This window comes from Bacteroidota bacterium (genome assembly GCA_016706255.1).
Classification (GTDB): Bacteria; Bacteroidota; Bacteroidia; order Chitinophagales; family BACL12; genus UBA7236.
The window spans coordinates 34,271-54,175 of the sequence record JADJJZ010000029.1 but is presented as its reverse complement, the minus strand read 5'-3'; the positions used below and the strand labels follow the sequence as shown (position 1 = coordinate 54,175).

The 19,905-nt window shown below is 35.9% G+C and carries 22 protein-coding genes; 12 read left to right on the top strand and 10 right to left on the bottom strand.

Annotation, left to right across the window (positions count from 1 at the left end; genetic code table 11):
- The first annotated feature begins 25 nt into the window (after window positions 1-25).
- The 3 genes from IPI65_18175 to IPI65_18165 are packed head-to-tail and all read left to right on the top strand — an operon-like array spanning window position 26 to window position 2,139.
- On the top strand, window positions 26-487 hold the full coding sequence (locus IPI65_18175) for a 23S rRNA (pseudouridine(1915)-N(3))-methyltransferase RlmH (protein ID MBK7443353.1): 462 nt from the start codon (window positions 26-28) through the stop codon (window positions 485-487).
- Entirely contained in the window at window positions 488-1,126 is a 639-nt protein-coding gene (locus IPI65_18170; GenBank protein MBK7443352.1) for a rhomboid family intramembrane serine protease, read from the top strand.
- The gene (locus tag IPI65_18165) at window positions 1,123-2,139 is read left to right on the top strand and encodes an aminotransferase class I/II-fold pyridoxal phosphate-dependent enzyme (protein MBK7443351.1); all 1,017 of its coding nucleotides are present in this window, start codon (window positions 1,123-1,125) and stop codon (window positions 2,137-2,139) included. The genes IPI65_18170 and IPI65_18165 overlap by 4 nt, the downstream gene beginning before the upstream one ends.
- Before the next feature lie 50 nt (window positions 2,140-2,189).
- Here the strand turns inward: IPI65_18165 and IPI65_18160 are convergent, their stop codons facing one another.
- Both IPI65_18160 and IPI65_18155 read right to left on the bottom strand, forming a co-directional pair.
- Window positions 2,190-2,681, bottom strand: a complete 492-nt coding sequence (locus tag IPI65_18160; protein ID MBK7443350.1) for a hypothetical protein — start codon at window positions 2,679-2,681, stop codon at window positions 2,190-2,192.
- 102 nt (window positions 2,682-2,783) lie between these two features.
- The gene (locus IPI65_18155) at window positions 2,784-4,454 is read right to left on the bottom strand and encodes a M1 family metallopeptidase (protein ID MBK7443349.1); all 1,671 of its coding nucleotides are present in this window, start codon (window positions 4,452-4,454) and stop codon (window positions 2,784-2,786) included.
- Between the two features lie 339 nt (window positions 4,455-4,793).
- Here IPI65_18155 and IPI65_18150 point away from each other — a divergent pair, with 339 nt between their 5' ends.
- The 7 genes from IPI65_18150 to hemF all read left to right on the top strand — a co-directional run bounded on the left by IPI65_18150 (window position 4,794) and on the right by hemF (window position 8,656).
- Window positions 4,794-5,222, top strand: coding sequence for a hypothetical protein (locus IPI65_18150; protein MBK7443348.1), 429 nt, complete (start codon window positions 4,794-4,796; stop codon window positions 5,220-5,222).
- Window positions 5,223-5,975, top strand: coding sequence for a polyphosphate polymerase domain-containing protein (locus tag IPI65_18145; GenBank protein MBK7443347.1), 753 nt, complete (start codon window positions 5,223-5,225; stop codon window positions 5,973-5,975).
- Window positions 5,968-6,654: a DUF4956 domain-containing protein gene (locus IPI65_18140; GenBank protein ID MBK7443346.1), complete on the top strand. Its 687-nt coding sequence runs from the start codon at window positions 5,968-5,970 to the stop codon at window positions 6,652-6,654. The genes IPI65_18145 and IPI65_18140 overlap by 8 nt, the downstream gene beginning before the upstream one ends.
- Window positions 6,641-6,964: a hypothetical protein gene (locus IPI65_18135; protein MBK7443345.1), complete on the top strand. Its 324-nt coding sequence runs from the start codon at window positions 6,641-6,643 to the stop codon at window positions 6,962-6,964. The genes IPI65_18140 and IPI65_18135 overlap by 14 nt, the downstream gene beginning before the upstream one ends.
- The gene (locus tag IPI65_18130; GenBank protein ID MBK7443344.1) at window positions 6,886-7,284 is read left to right on the top strand and encodes a DUF2490 domain-containing protein; all 399 of its coding nucleotides are present in this window, start codon (window positions 6,886-6,888) and stop codon (window positions 7,282-7,284) included. Before IPI65_18135 ends, IPI65_18130 begins: the two co-directional genes overlap by 79 nt.
- Window positions 7,284-7,628, top strand: a complete 345-nt coding sequence (locus IPI65_18125) for a hypothetical protein (protein ID MBK7443343.1) — start codon at window positions 7,284-7,286, stop codon at window positions 7,626-7,628. Before IPI65_18130 ends, IPI65_18125 begins: the two co-directional genes overlap by 1 nt.
- 113 nt (window positions 7,629-7,741) lie before the next feature.
- Window positions 7,742-8,656 carry an oxygen-dependent coproporphyrinogen oxidase gene (gene hemF, locus IPI65_18120; protein MBK7443342.1) on the top strand — a complete coding sequence of 305 codons (915 nt, stop codon included), beginning with the start codon at window positions 7,742-7,744 and terminating at the stop codon, window positions 8,654-8,656.
- A gap of 2 nt (window positions 8,657-8,658) precedes the next feature.
- Here hemF and IPI65_18115 read toward each other — a convergent pair whose 3' ends face one another.
- Window positions 8,659-9,105 (bottom strand): hypothetical protein, encoded by a 447-nt coding sequence (locus IPI65_18115; protein ID MBK7443341.1) that lies wholly within the window; start codon window positions 9,103-9,105, stop codon window positions 8,659-8,661.
- Window positions 9,106-9,147: 42 nt separating this feature from the next.
- Here IPI65_18115 and IPI65_18110 point away from each other — a divergent pair, with 42 nt between their 5' ends.
- Window positions 9,148-10,137 (top strand): acyl transferase, encoded by a 990-nt coding sequence (locus IPI65_18110; GenBank protein ID MBK7443340.1) that lies wholly within the window; start codon window positions 9,148-9,150, stop codon window positions 10,135-10,137.
- On the opposite strand, the gene pgi is transcribed toward IPI65_18110, so the two are convergent.
- From pgi to hemE, 4 genes are all read right to left on the bottom strand, one after another.
- Window positions 10,134-11,786: a glucose-6-phosphate isomerase gene (pgi, locus tag IPI65_18105; GenBank protein MBK7443339.1), complete on the bottom strand. Its 1,653-nt coding sequence runs from the start codon at window positions 11,784-11,786 to the stop codon at window positions 10,134-10,136. The genes IPI65_18110 and pgi overlap by 4 nt on opposite strands.
- A gap of 5 nt (window positions 11,787-11,791) precedes the next feature.
- Entirely contained in the window at window positions 11,792-12,625 is an 834-nt protein-coding gene (locus tag IPI65_18100; GenBank protein ID MBK7443338.1) for a hypothetical protein, read from the bottom strand.
- A gap of 10 nt (window positions 12,626-12,635) precedes the next feature.
- Complete coding sequence (locus IPI65_18095; GenBank protein MBK7443337.1) at window positions 12,636-13,922, bottom strand: HlyC/CorC family transporter; 1,287 nt, start codon at window positions 13,920-13,922, stop codon at window positions 12,636-12,638.
- Window positions 13,923-14,004: 82 nt separating this feature from the next.
- Window positions 14,005-15,027, bottom strand: coding sequence for a uroporphyrinogen decarboxylase (gene hemE, locus IPI65_18090; GenBank protein MBK7443336.1), 1,023 nt, complete (start codon window positions 15,025-15,027; stop codon window positions 14,005-14,007).
- 99 nt (window positions 15,028-15,126) lie between these two features.
- On the opposite strand from hemE, the gene IPI65_18085 reads away from it, so the two are divergent.
- Entirely contained in the window at window positions 15,127-15,816 is a 690-nt protein-coding gene (locus IPI65_18085; protein MBK7443335.1) for an ATP-binding cassette domain-containing protein, read from the top strand.
- Here the strand turns inward: IPI65_18085 and IPI65_18080 are convergent.
- The 3 genes from IPI65_18080 to IPI65_18070 are packed head-to-tail and all read right to left on the bottom strand — an operon-like array spanning window position 15,800 to window position 19,897.
- A complete protein-coding gene (locus IPI65_18080; GenBank protein ID MBK7443334.1) occupies window positions 15,800-16,912 on the bottom strand; it encodes a glycosyltransferase in 1,113 nt (370 codons plus the stop codon). The two genes, IPI65_18085 and IPI65_18080, sit on opposite strands and share 17 nt — an antisense overlap.
- Window positions 16,905-17,990, bottom strand: coding sequence for a glycosyltransferase (locus tag IPI65_18075; GenBank protein ID MBK7443333.1), 1,086 nt, complete (start codon window positions 17,988-17,990; stop codon window positions 16,905-16,907). The genes IPI65_18080 and IPI65_18075 overlap by 8 nt, the downstream gene beginning before the upstream one ends.
- A complete protein-coding gene (locus IPI65_18070) occupies window positions 17,987-19,897 on the bottom strand; it encodes a RecQ family ATP-dependent DNA helicase (protein MBK7443332.1) in 1,911 nt (636 codons plus the stop codon). The genes IPI65_18075 and IPI65_18070 overlap by 4 nt, the downstream gene beginning before the upstream one ends.
- Between the last annotated feature and the right edge of the window lie 8 nt (window positions 19,898-19,905).

The window sequence follows — 19,905 nt, the reverse complement described above, 5'->3', positions numbered from 1 at the left end:
TAATAAAAATCATTGCATTTACCTTATGCATATTACATTTATCAGCATTGGAAAAACTACAGATAAATTAATTGCTGACCAGTGTGCGGTTTATTGTAAAAGGATTGTGAAATACACTTCATTTACCTGGAAGGAAACCGCAGATATAAAATCCCTTCCTCCTGCTGAAGCAAAAATTAAAGAAGGCGAATTATTGAAAAAACTCCTTGAAAAGGGTGATTATATTATTCTGTTGGATGAAACAGGAAAAACCTTCACTTCGAAAGAATTTGCAAACGAAATATCTAAAAAACAACTTGCTAATATCAAACATATTGTATTTGTATTAGGTGGCGCGCATGGATTTAGCGATGAAATTTATGCGCTTGCAAATGAAAAACTGAGTCTTTCAAAACTTACCTTTCCGCATCAAATGGTGCGGCTTATTTTTTTAGAGCAATTGTATCGCGCTTTCACCATTATTAATAACGAACCTTATCACCATTAAATGGAACATTTTTCTATAACATTATTAATTATTGTTTTAACCTGCATTACTTCTTTTATGGCATTTAACAATCCCGTATTGCGAGGTGCAGCGTTGTTTTATCCCTTCGCAATGCATAATCGTGGTGAATGGCATCGTTATTTAACCAGTGGATTTATTCATGCCGATTTTTTACATCTTGCCGTAAACATGTATGTGTTATATTCATTCGGAACGGTTTTAGAGAAAGTATATCTCCCCATTATTTTTCAGGATTTTGCCTTGTTAGTTTATATTGGCATTTATTTTTTAGGGATGATTATTTCTGATGTTCCCTCCTATTACAAACATCGCCGCGACGCTACTTATCGTGGCTTGGGAGCATCCGGTGCCGTTTCTGCAGTGTTATTTTCCTGTATTTTAATCGGACCGTTTAATGGTGGAATCGGATTATTATTTATTCCGGGATTAACTATTTCTCCCCTTATTTTTGGTATTTTATATTTAGCTTATTCGGTTTATATGGGTCGTTTAGGTCGCGACAATGTTAACCACGATGCCCATTTTTACGGGGCTGTGTTTGGATTTATTTTTCCCGGAATATTAAAACCGGAATTATTTATACTTTTATTAGAACAAATTAAAGCACAACTCGGATGATAGATTTACGCAGTGATACCGTAACCAAGCCTACAGCAGCTATGCGCAATTACATGATGCACGCAGCAGTTGGTGATGATGTTTTTGGAGAAGACCCTAGCATTAATGCATTAGAAGCAAAAATTTGCAAATTATTTGGAACCGAAGCTGCATTATTTACGCCAACGGCAACAATGTCGAACCAAATTGCGATTAAAATTTTAACGCAACCATTAGATGAAATTATTTGCGACAGAACTGCACATATTTACAGTTATGAAGTTGGTGGATATGCATTTCATTCGGGATGTTCCATTCGGTATATCAATGGCGAACGCGGCATACTTACAGCAAATGACATTTTAAATAATATTAATCCTGAAGATGTACATAAACCAATTACCAGCTTAGTTTGTCTCGAAAATACAGCAAATCGTGGTGGCGGGAAAATATTTCCTTTGCATACAATGCAATCCATTCATGAGGTTTGTAAATCAAATAATTTAAAATTACATTTAGATGGTTCAAGGGTAATGAATGCATTGGTTGCCAGTGGTGATAATGCTGCGGAGTATGGTAAATTATTTGATACAATTACTATCTGTTTCAGTAAAGGTTTAGGTTGCCCGATGGGTTCGGTATTAACGGGTAAGAAGGTATATATGGACAAAGCCCGTCGTGTTCGCAAAGTGTTTGGTGGCGGTATGCGACAAGCAGGTATTATGGCTGCAGCCTGTATTTATGGTTTAGATAATCATGTGGAGCAATTAGCAGAAGATCATGCACATGCAAAACAAATTGAAAATACTTTATTACAATTAAATTATGTCAACGCCATTTTATCTGTTGAAACCAATATTGTGATTTTCCGATTAGGAGAAACCGTAAATGACACCAATTTTATTCAATATCTGGCAAAAAACGATATTCATGCATTTGCAATTGGTGATAATTGGGTGCGGTTTGTTACACATCTGGATGTAAATGCCGAACAAATTGAGCAAGTGAATGCCGCACTGAAAAATTACCAATAAAAAAAATCCGGTTACCTTTCAGCAACCGGATTAATTAAATCAGGTGAATATTATTTTATCAATTGCGAGATGATATTGTTAATCATTTTGCTGTTTTTGTTATTTCCACCAAAAAGTCCTAATAATCCATTCAGCATGCCGCCTTTATTGGAAACAATTGTATTTAAAGCATTATTTACATCAAAACCTGACGATTGAGCATTTTTCACCTTACCATTAAGCATATTCATTATGATTGGTAACGCTAAAACGGCCAGTTGTTGGGCACTTTGACCCGAAATATTCAGTTTACTTTGGAGTTGATTCATAATTGGGCCCTGCAATTGCTGCACAACTTGATTATTTTGGTCGGTATTGTCGCCGGACAACATTTCTTTCAATGAACCCATGTTTCCCTTTTTTGCCTGTTGTAAAATTGTATTTACAACCGTTTGGGAGGTTATTGATGAAACTTGTTTGCTGTCAAGATCAGTAAGTTCGGGAATATCCCTTGAAATTCCTCCTAAGTGTTCCTGGGCCAGATTGAATAACTGATTGAGCATACCTGTTTGTTTTTCGTAAATCTATATAAAAAAACTGAATATCAACAGTTTATCAGGCTCAATTACAGTGTTTTATTCGATAAAACCTTAAAAAATGAAGGTTTAGCTCTTTACTTGTTTTTCAGTGAAATAAAAATGGGTGGTATCCAATTTAAAGCTTTTTTCGTCAGTTCCGTTTAAGGTAATAGTTTGCCATTCGGTTGTTGGATTCAGCCAGAGTGCCTTACCCAACTGGTTGATATACTTAATTGGCATATTAAATCCGGCTACATTTGCCACCCAACGGTAGGTAAGTTCTATTCCTTCGGCTTTGGGCACTATTTTATATTCAAGCACCGGTAATGCAGCGTTTCGTAAATACTGGTCGAACAACTTGCTAAAATCTTTACCTGCCTTACGGCTTATGTAATTTTCAATTTGTGCGGTAGTAACAGTTTGTTTACCAAAATCTTTCTGTATACCGGAAATTATACTCCACCAAAGTGCATCATTATCAACCTGCGAACGCAAAGTATTGAGGAAAATGGCACTTTTGTTATACATATCGGCGCTTCCCTCATTATTAACATCATATTTTCCGATAATTGGTCCGCCGTTTACGACATTATTTTTCATGGCTTCAATGTATTTCATAGCCACATCGTAACCGAACAAACATTCAACATAAATGCTTTCTGTATAAGTACAGAACCCTTCATGTATCCATAAATCGGCAATATCTTTAGCACTTACATTATTTCCCCACCATTCATGGCCTGTTTCGTGGATGATGATATAATCAAAATCCAAATTAATTCCGGAAAAGTCGTAACCTAAATAACCCGTTTTATACTGATTGCCATAAGCAACTGCACTTTGATGTTCCATACCTAAATAGGGTGTTTCAACCATTGCATAACCATCTTTTATAAAAGGGTATTTCCCAAGATATTTTTCATAACAAGCCATCATGGGTTTAACCTGTTCAAATTGTTTTTTAGCCGTTTCGAGATTATAATCCAAAACATAGTAATCCAATGCTAAAACAGAGCCATCAGCATTGGTATAAGTATCACCAAAATGGGCGTATTTGCCAATATTGAGCGTTACATTGTAATTGTTTATCGGATAACTCACTTTCCATGAATATTTGGTGCGACTTTTCGGCATTTCCTTTTTTTCTATAAGGTTTCCATTGGCAACACACATTAAATCTGCCGGCACAATTGCATTAATCATCATACTATCCGGCTCATCGCTGAGGTGATCTTTATTTGGCCACCAAACGCTGGCCCCTAGTCCTTCGCACGAAACACCAACCCATGGGTTACCATTTTTATCGGTAGCAAACGAAAATCCGCCATCCCAGGGCGCATTTTTAGCAATTTGAGGCGCACCTGAATAGTTAACGGTAAACATTTGTTTATCACCTTTTTTAATTTTTTGTGGGAATTTCACAAATACAGCGTTGAATTCGCGTGTGAAATCAAGTTTTTTGCCTTTCCATATGATACCATCAATTTTCAGATTGTCGAACAAATCGATTTGTAATTTATCGAAATCGGTGACTGCCGTAAAATAAATATCGTTTGAACCAATTAACGTTTTTCCGGTAATATCTAAATCAACAGTTAGGTTATAATAGGTAACGTCAAAACAGGTCCGTTCAGGTAAAAGTGTTCCGCGGAGGGAGTCTTTTTTTGTAAAAACTTCTGTTTTATCAAATAATTGGGCAGATGATACCTGCGTAAGTATCAGGGTAATAAGTAAAGTAATTAAGTGATTTTTATTCATGTTGGTCAAATCTTAATTGCAATAATAGCAGGTTTTTATCCGCATGTATGGTTTGTTAACCCGTTTTAACGTTAAAAGTTGTCAAAATTGTTCTTAGCCATTGATTATCAATACAAATCTTAAACCAAAGTGCAATTTTTTAGTCATAAACGGGGTATTCAACATTTACCGGCTTGTTATAGCATGTATCAACAATCCAAAGCAGTTAAATTTGACCATACATTTGACTACGGAGCAGTTTACTGATTGTAATTACTTACTCCAAAGTATTGAAATGGCAGAAAAACATTTAAATTTACCCTGTTAATAAAAACCTAACATTTGGTTAACTTGAATTTAATGTATCCAAATACCTTAACTATGTATTTTAAGCTCCTCCGATTCAGCATTACAGGCCTTATACTATTATCTCTATTTACATTTTCAGGTTGCTCTACTTTACCGGGCGACGGCGGCACATCAACCATTACCGGAAAAATTTATGTTGAACGCTACAATGCTTCAGGCACTTTATACCAGGAATATTATGGTGGAGATGAAAAAGTTTACATTATTTATGGTGACAATACCGCTTACGACGATGAAGTTCGAACTGCTTACGATGGCACTTATAAATTTGAATATTTAAGAAAAGGTAAATACACGATTTACGCCTATTCCGATTGCTTAACCTGTAATGGTTCAACTGAGGCAAAAATTGTGGAAGTAGAAATTACTGATAATAATTCGGTAGTAGAAATTGATGATATCATAATCGAAAACAGATAAGTGCAAAATCTTCCCGAAATACTAACACACTTTGCTCCTATTACTTTAGGTGAGATGGAAAAGGTGGAATTGATGAATCGAAAAGACATGAAGTATTTTTTCGACAGGGCAAAACTACCTGAAATTCTTGCTCAGATGGCGGAAGATTATAAAGTGTTGGATATTAATGGAACAAGATTATTTTCATACCGCAACATTTATTTTGATACCAAAGATTTTTTCTTTTACACTCAACACCATAACAAACGCGTAAACCGGTATAAAATACGAATCAGACAATACGTAGAAAGCAACTTAAATTTTTTAGAGATAAAATTCAAAACGAATACAAAACGCACCATCAAATCGCGCATTAAGATTCCTGAGTTTACAGAAGTATTTGATGAAAAATCCAAAGAATTTATCACTTTACATACACCATTTAATCCGGACGACTTAATTCCAACTTTACGCAACGATTTTAAAAGATTTACGCTTGTTAGTAAATCTTTAAATGAAAGAGCAACCATTGATACCGATTTAGAATTAGAAGTTCCGGGTAATAAAAGACAATTCAGTAGCTTATGTATTGCAGAGCTTAAAATTGACGGTTCATCATCAGGTTCAAAATTCAAAGTGGTAATGCGCGACAATTTATGTCCGGAAGTGCGTATCAGCAAATACAGTGTAGGTGCGGCATTCATGTATGAAGAACTTAAACAGAACAATTTCAAATTTAAAAAACTACAAATAAACCGAATCGAAAATGCTTAATTTTTTACTCCAGGATGCAGAAGAATCTGTTAGATTTCTCGACTTAAAATTATTTGATACAGAAGATTTTACCGATTTGGTAATTCGTTCTCTGTTTAATTTTATTATAGTATTTATTCTTATCAAATTTATTTACAGGAGTGACAAAAAGAATAAAAATTATGCATTTAGCTTTTATTTATTCAGTATGATCATTTTCTTTTTATGTTACTTATTATCGGGCATTAAACTGGAGATGGGATTTGCATTTGGTTTGTTTGCCATATTTTCCATCTTACGTTACAGGACCATTAGTATACCGATGAAGGAGATGACGTATTTATTTATGGTGATAGCAATTGCAGTAATTAATGCATTAACAACCAAAAAAGTAAGTTTTGTTGAATTATTATTTACGAATGTATCTTTAATGGCCGCTTCCTTCTTCCTTGAACGTTTGTGGTATAAAGAAGGTCTTAGTGAACAAACCATTGAATACGAAAAAATTGAAAATATCAAACCTGAACGTCGCGCCATTTTAATAGCGGATTTGAAAGAAAGAACCGGTTTGGATATACGTTCTGCCGAAATACTCACAACAGATTTTTTACGCGACATGGCACGTGTAAGAGTTTATTATAAAGCTGCCGCTCAAACTTCTTCAGAAGATACTACTGCTTTCGACGATGATGATGATTAATCGGATAAAACATATCATCCTCATATTATTCTGTTGCACTAGTTTTATCACTTTTGCGCAACATACCGATGGTGGTGTGTGGACCGGTGTGGGATTTAGTTTTGAGCCGGTAAATAATTTCACTTTCGATTTCAATGAAGAATTAAGATATAATGTAAGTGTTGCCGATTTATATCAGATTAATTCCAATTTTTCGCTGGATTATAAACTCAGTAAAAATTTAAAACCGGAATCGAATACCGTTATTCTATACGAGACGGCCGCAATACCAATCGTTTTGGCTGGGGTTTGGGATATAAAGAAGGATTAAATGATTTTGAATTAAGTTTGAGAACTAAATTTCAATATAGTCCTGTTCCTGATGGTAAAGAAGGCACTGCATGGAGAAATAAAGCCGCTCTTTCTTATGAAATAAACAAGGATTTTTCACCGTTTGTTTCAGGTGAATTATTTTACAGTATGTCAAATGAAATTGATCAATTGGATAACTACCGTTTAGAAGCCGGCTTAAACTACGGACCAAATAAACACAATGATTTTTCTTTGTCGTGGTTGTTTGATCATGAATTTAATGTGAACAATCCTGAAACAATGCATGTTTTAACATTAGGATATAAATATTCCTTTTAATGAAATTGTTACTTTTTGGACTAATAACCTTATTATTTACTGTAAATAGCGCCGGACAAAGTAATATTGCCAAGTTCGAAAGAGATATTGATTTGAGTATTGCCTCATCAAGTAATAATATTGCTCCGAAAATAACACTTGAATATGTATCGCTTGATGTTACAAAACTCCCCTTCCTAATTGCACCACATTCGTATATTGCCTATACCACTGAAGCGCATTTTATACCGGCACCGGTTGCTGTTGTGTGCAAAGTTCCTGAATATACACAAGGTAAGTTTTGTGATTTTGAGGATCGAATCAACCGGAATAGGAAATTGCGTATCGACTTCAGTTTAAGATGAATTTAGTGACTATTATCATTCAGCATTTATCTGCTTAATTGTAATTTTGTTTAAACTAACTATTTGGCGACTTAATTGTCGTTTATTCAACAATAAAATCAAAACCGACAACCATGAAAGAATTGGACCGATTTACGATTACCGAATGGTTTAAACATTTGCAGGATCGCATTTGCACTTCGCTTGAAAAAACAGACGGGAAGGGTGTTTTTGAAGAAGAACTTTGGCAAAGACCCGGCGGTGGCGGTGGCAGAACCCGAATAATGCAAAATGCCAATATTATTGAGAAAGGTGGTGTTAATTTTTCGCAGGTGCATGGTATTTTGCCTGAGAAAATACTCCAAGCTTTGCAGGTAAAGGGACATGATTTTTTCGCGACCGGTGTATCTATCGTATTACACCCTTTTAGTCCGATGGTGCCCATTATTCATATGAATGTGCGCTATTTTGAAGTGAGCTCAGGCGAAAAATGGTTTGGTGGCGGAATCGATTTAACACCAATATATGTAAATCCGGTTCAGGCACAATATTTCCATCAGCAATTAAAACATATTTGTGATTTGCACCAGCCTGAATATTACAACAAGTTTAAACAATGGGCAGATGATTACTTTTTTATAAAACACCGGGATGAAACCAGAGGTGTTGGCGGTATTTTTTTCGATAAATTAGCCGGAACTGAGCAAATGAGTTTAGCACAGCAATTTGAATTTGTGAAAGATATAGGCAATACCTTCGCTCCTGTTTACACTAAGTTTATGGACGAAAACAAAGCCATTTATTACGGTAAAAATGAAAAACAATTTCAGTTAATGCGCAGAGGCCGGTATGTAGAATTTAACCTGGTTTACGACAAAGGAACCAAATTCGGGTTAGATACAGATGGCCGAACAGAGTCAATATTAATGAGTATGCCGCCTGAAGCCAACTGGATTTACAATTATACAGCTCCTGAAAACAGTCCGGAAGCTTATACACTTAGCATGCTGAAAAAAGGAATCAACTGGATTGAAATGGAAACAACCTAGTATTAATTACAATTTAAGAATATCAGGTTGGTTGAATCCACATTACTTTCATGACCTGCCCGGTCAACAATGTAAATTTTATAATAAAAAGTATCTATCGGGTCATCATCATTAATACAAAATGAGATGGGATAAAACGTAGTAATTGTTCCAGAAATGGCCTTGCTATTGCCTTGCACCTCAATAAACGGTATTTTAAACGGCACCTGATAACCAGGCACCCTGCTGTCTTCCCAAAACATATTTACACTGTCTTCGCTACCCAAATCGCCATCACCATCTTCAAAATAAATAACTACACTTAAACTATCTTCATCCAGTTCATCAAATGTTTGTTGATTCATGCTCACAAACTCAATACGTGGTTCTATTGGGTAATCCGGTGGTTTAACACAGGAGGCCACCAATAAAATGAGGAGCAGAATTAGGAAGCTGTATCGATGCATCATATTTTTACATTTCAAAATTACACAAATATTAACTGCTAAACAATGCAAAATATTGCCGGGTTCATACAAGACTTGTTTGATGTGGATGAACAAACGTTTACATCCAAAACCCTCGCCATATTTCAGTATCAGGCAGAAAACAATCCCGTTTACCGCAATTTTTTACATTATTTAGACAAAAGTGTATCCTCAATAAAAACCATTGAAGAAATTCCCTTTTTGCCGATATCGTTATTCAAACAACAACAAATTTTAAATGTTGGTTGCAAAAACGACTTCTATTTTGAAAGCAGCGGAACCGGAAATATGGAGCGCAGTAAACACTATGTTCCTGATTTAACTTTGTATGAAAAGAGCTTTTTGACCGCATTCAGTCAATTTTACGGGCAGGTTGAAAACGTTTGTATTGCCGCCCTCCTACCCTCCTATCTCGAACGAAAAAATGCGTCGCTGGTATACATGTGTAATGCACTTATCAAACAAAGTAAACATGTAGACAGCGGATTTTTTTTACATGATCTCGATCAATTAAAATCGTTAATTATAAAAAATGAAGCAGCAGAAATAAAAACATTATTAATTGGTGTTTCTTTTGCTTTATTAGATTTAGCTGAACAATTTAATTTTCCTTTAAAACATACCATCATCATGGAAACCGGTGGTATGAAAGGCAAACGGGAAGAAATCACAAGAGCTGAATTGCATACAATTTTAAAACAGGCATTTCAAATTAAATCGATTCATTCTGAATATGGAATGACGGAATTATTATCACAAGCATACTCCAAAGGTGATGGTATTTTTAAAACACCTGCATGGATGAAAATATTTATTCGTGATACTGAAGATCCTTTAACCTTATTACCAACAGGAAAAACAGGATGTATCAATGTAATTGATCTTGCTAATATTTATACCTGCAGTTTTATTGCTACGCAAGATTTAGGTAAAATACATCAGGATGGCACTTTTGAAGTGTTAGGCCGTTTCGACAACAGTGATATTCGCGGCTGTAATTTATTGGTGGATTAATTGTTGCGTGTTTTCACCCAGTTTATCAATCCATTTGTGCTGGAATCGTGTGTATTAACAGTACTGTTTTGCGTTAATTCAGGTAAAATAACAGTTGCTAATTTTTTACCCAGTTCTACACCCCATTGATCAAAGCTGAAAATATTCCATAATATGCCTTGGGTGAAAATTTTGTGCTCATATGCAGCAATCAGCATACCTAGATTGGAAGGTGTAATGGCATCAAACATTATGGAATTTGTTGGCCGGTTTCCTTCAAATACACGGAAAGCAGTATGGAATTCAATTTCTTCAGCAGTAAATCCACGCTGTTTTAATTCTGCTTCTACTTCTGCTGCCGATTTACCTTTCATAAATGCTTCAGTTTGTGCGAAGAAGTTGCTGAGTAAAAGCTGATGATGATTACCGGTTTTATTTAACGATGTTGCAGGTGCAATAAAATCAGCAGGAATAATTGAAGTGCCCTGATGCATGAGTTGAAAAAATGCATGTTGCCCGTTTGTGCCGGGTTCGCCCCAAATAATTGGTCCGGTTTGATAATTTACTTTATTACCATTGCGGTCGATGTATTTTCCGTTACTCTCCATATCGGCCTGTTGCAAATACGCTGCAAAACGATGTAAATATTGATCGTAAGGTATGATGGCGTGAGTATTAAATTTAAAAAACTCTACATACCAAAATCCAATTAAAGCCATTATAACCGGAATATTATTTTCGAATGCGGTTGTTCTAAAATGTTTATCCATTTTATGTGCACCTTGTAATAATTGTTCGAAATTATCATAACCAACAGCAAGACAAATGGATAAACCGATTGCGCTCCAAAGCGAATAACGACCACCCACCCAGTCCCAGAATTCGAACATATTCTCTTTCGCGATGCCAAATTTTAATACTTCTTTTTCAGCGGTAGACAATGCAACAAAATGTAATGCAATATCTGATTCATCTGCATTTCCTGATAAAAACCATTCACGTGCAGTATGTGCATTTGCCATGGTTTCCTGGGTTGTGAACGTTTTTGAGGCAATTAAAAATAGAGTTGTTTCAGGATTTAAACGATTGAGTGTTTCAGTGATATGAGTACCATCCACATTCGATACAAAATGCACATTTAAATGTGGAATTTTATAATGTTTTAATGCCTCACACACCATCACCGGACCTAAATCGGAACCACCAATACCAATATTTACTACATCGGTAAAATATTTGCCGGTATAACCTTTTTTGCTACCATCAATGATTGCATCAGAAAAGGTTTTCATTTTAGTTAAAACTGCTTGAATACCCGGCATTACGTTTTTTCCATTAACAAATACCGGTTCATCGGAAAAATTGCGGAGTGCTGTGTGTAATACAGGGCGATTTTCGGTAGCATTAATTGGCACACCGGTAAACATATTTTCTATCCACTCCTTTAATTGCATTTCGTTAGCTAATGCAATTAAGTGGTCCATTACATTTTTATCAATTCTGTTTTTAGAATAATCGAACAACATCGAATCTAACTGAATATGCATCTCCTCAAAACGTTTACCATTATCTGCAAACATATCACGCATATGGATGTTTTGAATTTTTTCAAAAGCAGTTTTTAGTTGCTGATAAGCCGAAGTATTATAAAATGAATGATTAGTTGTCATGTATATTATTGATTATGATATTGCAATAAACCCTGAATGGGTGAAGCGATGATACGCCCGGGTTTAATAGTGAGTTTAGCGCAAACAGCTCTTAACTGTTCTTCAAAATGAAACGCAACGGAGCCGACAAAATTAACGTCGACTGCTTTGTAATTGCTAAAACGCCAGATATAAATTTTGATAAATTCTTCCAGTCCGAAATTAATAAAATAAGTGCAATACGGGTGTTGAATATGTTCTTTATAAAACGGTAAAAATGAGGCAATAAATTCATTTGGTGCATTGTTGCGATACACTTTTTCAATTACATCATTTCTAACGATATGGTATTTATCTTTAAATGCCTCATATAATTCTTCCGGCAATAAACGATAAAAATAATCACGTAATAAACGTTTGCCGAAATAGGAACCGCTGCCTTCATCACCTAAAATATAACCCATACTAAAATCCCCACCAAAAATCTTTTCTCCATCAAAAAAGCAGGAATTTGAGCCGGTTCCCAAAATGGCTACAATACCCGGCTTACCATTGTTTGCAGCATATGCAGCACCGTCTATATCCGATTTAATTACAACAACTGTATCGGGAAACATTTCCTTAAAAATCGAAGCTAACCGTGTGCAATTTTCCGGAGATGCACATCCTGCCCCATAAAAATAAATTTCGGTTATAGCAGATTTATTTTCAGTAAGTGCAGTAATTTTCTGTAACTCCTGAACAATTACCTGGTCTTCTAAAATATTAGGATTAAGTCCGGGTGAGGTAAAAAAAATCGGTTCAGCGTCAATTAATACCCAATCTGTTTTTGTTGAACCACTGTCTGCAATTAATTTCATCAGATAGCAATTATTTCTTCATAAATAACACCTTATCAATTCTGGAAGAATCCATATCAATAATTTCGAATTCATATTGTTTCCAATCGAGTCTGTCACCTTCGGCTGGTATACGTTCAAGCTGATGTAAAATAAATCCTGCCAAAGTATTAAATTCAACTTCATCTAAACGCTCAAACTCTTCTTCCATTTCAAAATATTTGAGAAAATCGTAAAATGGTAATCCTGCATCTACAAGATAAGAACCGTCCTGACGTTCAATAATGGAATAATCAGGCATATTTAATTCATCGAACTCTCCTACCAATGCTTCCAAAATATCATTAATGGTAACCAATCCCTGTGTGCTGCCGTATTCATCAACCACCATGGCATAATGAATTTTTGATTCTTTGAATTTCGCGAGCACAGCATATGCTGAATTGTTTTCCGGCAGAAACAAAACCGGTTTAATCAGATCACGTAAATTGTGTAAACTTTTTCCTGCTCCGGCGATAAATAATTCTTTGATATAAACGATACCCAACATTTTATCAAATTCACCATCACAAACCGGATAAATACTATGCACTTCACTTTCAATATCTGCAAGAATTTTTTCCAGTGGTTCATTCGCATCGAGCCAAATAATTTCGTTGCGATGTGTCATTAAGGAGCCAATTTTTCTATCACCTAAATGAAAAACACGTTCAACAATATCCTGTTCAATTTCATCAATTGCACCGGTTTGTGTTCCTTCCTGAATTATCGCTTTAATTTCTTCTTCGGTAACCTGATCGTCGGAAGAGGCTTTGATGCCTAAAACCTTTATTAATAAATCGCTTGCTTTAGTGAGAAACCAGACAAAAGGTTTTGTAATCATTGAAAGCACAATCATTGGGCCTGCCATTGCTTTGGCTATCGGTTCCGGGAAACGCATTCCAATTCGTTTCGGAACCAGTTCACCAACAATAAGGGAAACGGCGGTAATGCAAATTACAACCAAAACCAAAGCGAGTGTATCAGAATAATTTGCAATAACGCCAATTTGCAGTAACCAGGATTCTACCGTAGTTTTTATGGTTGCGCCTGAAAAAATACCCGTTAAAATACTGATGAGGGTTATACCTATTTGAACTGTGCTTAAAAATTTCGCGGGTTCGTTGGCTAATTCGAGTGCGCGTTTTGCTCTTAAATCACCTTTTTTTGCAGCCCCGTCTAATCTGGCTTTACGTACGCTCACCATCGCAATTTCACTCATCGCCAGCACCCCGTTAAACACAATCAGGAGTAAAATCAACAGTAATTCACTTATCATAGTCAGGCTAAAGTTACGAAGATTCAAAGATTTAGCTGTTCGCTCCTTTGAATATCAATAAAATAAGGGTTTTCGGCGAATATTAATAACGGTAATTCTGCACGGTGTCGACAAATAATTTAACATTATCCAAAGGCGTATCCGGATACACACCGTGGCCAAGATTTGCGATGTGGTTGCCACCAAATGCCTGGAGCATCTCAATTGTGGCTTTCTGCACTGTTTCCTTCCCGGCGAAGAGGACACAAGGGTCTAAATTGCCCTGTAAGGCCTTTTTTCCGCCCACCAAGGCCTTCGACTCCCCAATATCCATATTCCAGTCAAGCCCGATAACATCGCAACTGAGGTCAGCTAAAGCGGCTCTGGCGAAAAAAGCGCCTTTCGGGAAGACGGTTTTAGGCACTTCGGTTATTGCATCGCAAATCTGACGGATATAGGGCATTGAAAAGGTGTTATATTGTTGGGGAGATAAAATTCCGGCCCAGCTGTCAAACAACTGCACCAGATTCACACCGGCAGCCACCTGAGCTTTCAGGTAGACAATAGTGCTGTCGGTAATCATTTGCAGTAATTGATGCGATGCTTCGGGGTGTTGGTATAAAAAGGTTCTGGCTTTCGAAAAGGTTTTGGAGCCTTTTCCTTCAATCATGTATGAAAAAATAGTCCATGGCGCTCCGGCAAATCCGATGAGCGGAATTGTATCATTCAGCTCACGTTTTATGAGGGTAATGCCATCTGTTACAAATTTTAAATCTTGTTCAGGGTTCGCGATACGCAATTGTTGAATATCAGCGGGCGTATCAATTGTTTTTTCGAACCAGGGGCCTTTTGACTCAACCATTTGATACGGTAAACCCATGGCTTCGGGAATCACTAAAATATCGGAAAATAAAATTGCCGCATCCACATGTAATGCCCGAACCGGCTGAATAGTAACCTCACAAACGAGTTCAGGATTTTCAACCAGGTTTTTAAAACCATTTACTTTTTCACGTAAAGCACGGTATTCGGGTAATATTCTTCCCGCCTGACGCATTAACCAAACCGGCGGACGTTCCACTTTTTCTTTTTTTGCTACACGCAGCAGCAAATCATTTTTAATCATAAGGCGCAAAATTACATTCGTAAACCCGAATTTCCGGTGTGAATAAGTTTTTGTTTTGTTATATTTTTTGAAATTAACTTCGCTGCAAATTGTTTTGGCATGGATAACGATATCAATTTTTCAGGTGTAAGTATTTATCAGGGTAAATCGCTGATTCTTACAGATGTGACATTTAACATCGCACATGGTGAATTTGTTTATCTGATTGGCAAAACCGGAACCGGAAAAAGTAGTTTGCTGAAAACAATTTATGGCGACCTGCCGATGCACTCCGGACATGCACAGGTTGCTGGTTTTGATTTAGAGAAAGTTACCTGGAAAACAGTTCCTTTTTTGCGCAGAAAACTCGGTATCATTTTTCAGGATTTTCAGTTGTTAATGGATCGTTCGGTGGATGATAATCTGGAATTTGTATTGCGTGCAACAGGAACAAATGACAAATCGCTGATTAAACTGAAAAGTGATGAAGCATTAAAACGGGTTGGATTGCAGTCAAAAGGATTTAAGATGCCACATGAATTATCAGGTGGCGAACAACAAAGGGTGGTAATTGCACGTGCTATTATTAACGACCCGGTTGCCATTATAGCTGATGAACCTACCGGTAATTTAGACCCGGAAACATCTGATGATATTATGCAATTATTGCGCTTTTTAAATAAAGAATATCAAACTACCATTTTAATGGCAACGCATAATTACAATTTACTGGAACGTTTTCCGGCGCGTATCATTAAAACTACAAATGGTAAATTAATGTCGAACGTTGAAACTATAAACAGTTTATAACTTTTTTGACATTTTCAGCATCAGAAAAAGGTTGTAATACCAATTTTCGTTTTTCAATTAATGCTTCTGTAAAAGGTTGATTCATCAACTCGTTTATTTTTTCAAGCGCAGCTGTAACCTCATTTACCTGAATGGTAATTTCATCTAATCCGGTGCCTGTTAGCATATTATCATTTACCAGACAAAAACGACCATTAAATAATGCATTTAATAATTTGAGTTTAATACCGGTAGATTGAAAAGCAGGTAAATAATGGATGTGTGCATCCTGAATTAACTGTAACATTTCATTGGCATCAGGATTTGCATGTATGCGGATATGATCAAACATTTTAGTTGCACTTAGAATTTCCGGAGATGGATTTGCACCTGCTATAACACAAGGGAAATTACATTTAGCAAAAACTTCTCTGATTAAATATAATGCAGCCTCCACATTTTCATTTACTTCCAGATTGCCATGGTATAAAATATATTGACCTATTCCGGATTTTGATGTTACCTGCGTATTGCCATTAAATGCAGGTAAATAAGCTGCATTATCAAATCGTTTGCTAAAAAATTCGGTTTCCGGTTGTGAAATACAAAATATTTTTTGCGCATAGGTTAACACCCATTCATATTTAATTAAACGACGATATTCAGCAAAGAAGTAAACCTTTTTAAAAAAGCTTTTTTCGTTTTTGCCAAGATGTAAATAATATTCAGGTTCATTATTATGCATCCTAACCCATTTAACGCGACTTTCAAGTGCTGAATGGGTCAGGTAATAACAACAGTGTAATCCTTCAAATAAAATTGGGTAAGTATTTTTTTTAAGATTGCTTAATAATTTTGGCGCGTTACGTGATTGTACAATAAAAGGTTTATCCGACAAAAACCCTTTCCACATTGCAGCTCTGGGATAATATGTTACAGAAGCACAAATCGCATTTAATGCTTCATTTTTTTTACGCCCATATTCGAAACAATGTAAATGCACCTGAATACCGGCTTCAAACAGTGCCTTAACTTTATAATACACGTCTATAATCCCACCATAATCAGGAGGATATGGCACATTAAATGAAACGATATTTATTGCGGTATTACTCAATCTGTTTATAAAATTGGATTAATTTGACAGACTCTTTTTGCCAGTTTAAATCTTTTTTTGCTTCAATGGTATTGTGTTCTAATTCAACATATAATTTCACATCAGTTAGCAATTTATTGATAGCGGAAGCAATTAATTTTTTTTCCGGTTCATCAATTAAAACTGCTACGTCATATTGGTCATTTAATTTTTTGTATTCCGGAAAATTCATTGTTACCTGTGGTTTACCGGCATGAATATAGTCAAAAAACTTATTGGAAAGCGAATAATAATAACTCAGCCCAAGGTGTTCAACTAGGTTAATTCCAATTTTAGCCTCGTTAGTATATTTTTTTAAATCAGCAGGACGAACGTATCCTAAAAAACGTATTTTTTCTTTATGAGGTAACTCAGCGGCAAATGCACGTAATTCAGCCGATAAATCCCCCTCTCCTGCAATATATAAATCAGCATTTACATATGCCATCCCTTCCATTAATGCTTCCAGCCCTCTACCCATATTTAATGCCCCCTGATATAAAATATAATTTCCAACACTAACCTCCGCCACATCCTCCGAAAGTATAGGCACGTTTCTGATCACTTCAAAAGTTGTTTTATATTTTTTAGTCAGTTCTTCAGCAATTGCATTACCTACTGTATAATTGTATTTTATTTTAGGCAACAGAAAACGTTCCAGTTTGATCCACATTTTTTTAATCAAAGGCCGGGCAACTATTTCCGGCAGCTCTGTAAAATACTCGTGTGCATCATACACGCAGGGTTTCCCTTTTAATTTGGCATTAAAAAATACCGGTAATAATGTATCTAAGTCAATTCCTGTATAGATATCATATTTTTTAAATAATAGATACCAGAACAACCGGAAATTATATTCGAGATAAAACAATTTTCCTTTGACAAAAAATAAATTGAGGCGAATTTGTTTATAGGGTTTTTGCTCCAGTTTAACGGAACGTTTTTTCATGAAACCAATAAGTGTAATATCATAACCGGCAGCCTGCAGTGTACTGCAAATGCGATTCATGCGCTGATCATAGGTCAGGTCGTTGGTTACGGTAAATACTATTCGTTTCATGTTTTCCAAATCAGCAAATTATCTGCTGTATGTGTTATTTGTTTGTTGTCGGTTAAAAATGTCAGGGTTTCAACAATTTTTTCTTTTCTGAACGGCAACTTCAATTTCAACAATGCTTCCGGCATCATCGGTTTATTTACCAATTGTGTTTTTAGCCATTCAAAAATCAAAGAAAACTCTTTTTCGGTGAGTTCGAGTTTATTTCTTTCCACACAAATATCACAACTGTTGCAATTTTCGGCATTTTCGTCAAAATAGCGCAGCAGGTTTTTCACACGGCATTCCGATTTGTTTTTCACATAGCCTAAAACAGCATGTAAACGCAATTCGGCTGCGGTTTTTAACTGATTGAGCATTTTGTGGTCGAACAACAAATGTTCTGCACTGATGCGCTCTTTTACGAAATCAACCTGTGGTTTTGTTTTTAAGGGTGAATATACCAGTATACCCTGCTTATGTAATATTTCAAGAATATCTTTTACCTCATGAACCTGTGCCGATAAATGATAGGCAATGTCGGACTCATGAATTTGCACCACTTCATCAAACACGCCGGGTGTTGTGCGCAATATTAATTTAATTACCGGTTCAAACTGCTTATTTGCAATTTGATAAGCATATAATGTTTCTCTGTCTACCGGAATATTTACAGTCGATAATTTATTAAACGCTTCGCTGATATAAATATATCCGTGTTGTTCAAGAATTTTTAATGCATTACGTGTTTCAACCGGCTTAATTTGATATTGTTTACAGAACACAATTAAATCGAAATCGAAACTTTCTCCTAAGCCTGCACCAATGGCAATTTGACAATAGTTACCCAGATGATGATACACCTTTTTAATAAATTCTATTGGCGGAAATTGTTTTTCAAAATTTTCTTCCAGCGTATTAAAATCATGTTCATCATATAATAATCCCGCATACGATTTATGTCCATCGCGCCCTGCCCTGCCTGCTTCCTGGTAGTAAGCTTCGAGACTTTCAGGAATGTCGATATGCACAACACTGCGCACATCAGGCTTATCAATACCCATTCCGAATGCATTGGTGCAAACAATTATTCGTGTTTTTCCGCTGATCCAATTTTCCTGTTTATTGTTTCTGGTATCATTATCTAAACCGGCATGATAAAATCCGGCATTTACTTTATGTCGCAATAAAAAAGCTGCTGTGTCTTGTGTTTTTTTTCTGTTACGAACATAAACTACACCTGTCCCTTTTACATTTTGTAAAATTTCGAGTAATTTATCTTCTTTATTATCTGTTTCTCTTACAATAAATCCAATATTCGGTCGCGCAAAACTGGCACGAAATAAATTGATTTTTTTGAATTGTAATTTTTCCTGAATATCATCACACACTTTTTTTGTGGCAGATGCAGTTAATGCGGCAATAGGCACATTGGGAAAAAAGGGACGCAATTCTGCAATTTGCAAATATGGTGGCCTAAAATCATATCCCCATTGTGAAATACAGTGTGCTTCATCAATAGCAATGAGGTTGACTTTCATTTTTTTAAATCGCTCGCGAAAAATGTCTGTGAGTAACCGCTCAGGCGAAACGTATAAAAATTTTATCTTGCCATAAATACAATTATCTAAAGCAATATCAATTTCTCGTTTCGACATACCGGTAAATAAAGCCACTGCCGGAATATCACGTTTCATTAAATTTTGCACCTGATCTTTCATGAGTGCAATTAATGGTGAAACCACCACACAAATACCTTCCATAGCCATAGCAGGCACCTGAAAGCATAGTGATTTACCACCACCGGTTGGCAATAGGGCCAGCGTGTCCTGACCACTTAAAATTGAATTAATGATATCTTCCTGTAAAGGTCTGAAAACATCGTATCCCCAATGTTGTTTTAATACGGTATGTATATCTAAATGGGGCATAACAAGGT

What these genes read in the sequence shown, in the direction of transcription:
- IPI65_18175 (MBK7443353.1), top strand. Translation starts at nt 26, where the DNA reads ATGCATATTACATTTATCAGCATTGGAAAAACTACAGATAAATTAATT.
- IPI65_18170 (MBK7443352.1), top strand. Translation starts at nt 488, where the DNA reads ATGGAACATTTTTCTATAACATTATTAATTATTGTTTTAACCTGCATT.
- IPI65_18165 (MBK7443351.1), top strand. Translation starts at nt 1,123, where the DNA reads ATGATAGATTTACGCAGTGATACCGTAACCAAGCCTACAGCAGCTATG.
- IPI65_18160 (MBK7443350.1), bottom strand. Translation starts at nt 2,681, where the DNA reads ATGCTCAATCAGTTATTCAATCTGGCCCAGGAACACTTAGGAGGAATT.
- IPI65_18155 (MBK7443349.1), bottom strand. Translation starts at nt 4,454, where the DNA reads ATGAATAAAAATCACTTAATTACTTTACTTATTACCCTGATACTTACG.
- IPI65_18150 (MBK7443348.1), top strand. Translation starts at nt 4,794, where the DNA reads ATGTATCCAAATACCTTAACTATGTATTTTAAGCTCCTCCGATTCAGC.
- IPI65_18140 (MBK7443346.1), top strand. Translation starts at nt 5,968, where the DNA reads ATGCTTAATTTTTTACTCCAGGATGCAGAAGAATCTGTTAGATTTCTC.
- IPI65_18135 (MBK7443345.1), top strand. Translation starts at nt 6,641, where the DNA reads ATGATGATGATTAATCGGATAAAACATATCATCCTCATATTATTCTGT.
- IPI65_18125 (MBK7443343.1), top strand. Translation starts at nt 7,284, where the DNA reads ATGAAATTGTTACTTTTTGGACTAATAACCTTATTATTTACTGTAAAT.
- hemF (MBK7443342.1), top strand. Translation starts at nt 7,742, where the DNA reads ATGAAAGAATTGGACCGATTTACGATTACCGAATGGTTTAAACATTTG.
- IPI65_18115 (MBK7443341.1), bottom strand. Translation starts at nt 9,105, where the DNA reads ATGATGCATCGATACAGCTTCCTAATTCTGCTCCTCATTTTATTGGTG.
- IPI65_18110 (MBK7443340.1), top strand. Translation starts at nt 9,148, where the DNA reads ATGCAAAATATTGCCGGGTTCATACAAGACTTGTTTGATGTGGATGAA.
- pgi (MBK7443339.1), bottom strand. Translation starts at nt 11,786, where the DNA reads ATGACAACTAATCATTCATTTTATAATACTTCGGCTTATCAGCAACTA.
- IPI65_18100 (MBK7443338.1), bottom strand. Translation starts at nt 12,625, where the DNA reads ATGAAATTAATTGCAGACAGTGGTTCAACAAAAACAGATTGGGTATTA.
- IPI65_18095 (MBK7443337.1), bottom strand. Translation starts at nt 13,922, where the DNA reads ATGATAAGTGAATTACTGTTGATTTTACTCCTGATTGTGTTTAACGGG.
- hemE (MBK7443336.1), bottom strand. Translation starts at nt 15,027, where the DNA reads ATGATTAAAAATGATTTGCTGCTGCGTGTAGCAAAAAAAGAAAAAGTG.
- IPI65_18085 (MBK7443335.1), top strand. Translation starts at nt 15,127, where the DNA reads ATGGATAACGATATCAATTTTTCAGGTGTAAGTATTTATCAGGGTAAA.
- IPI65_18075 (MBK7443333.1), bottom strand. Translation starts at nt 17,990, where the DNA reads ATGAAACGAATAGTATTTACCGTAACCAACGACCTGACCTATGATCAG.
- IPI65_18070 (MBK7443332.1), bottom strand. Translation starts at nt 19,897, where the DNA reads ATGCCCCATTTAGATATACATACCGTATTAAAACAACATTGGGGATAC.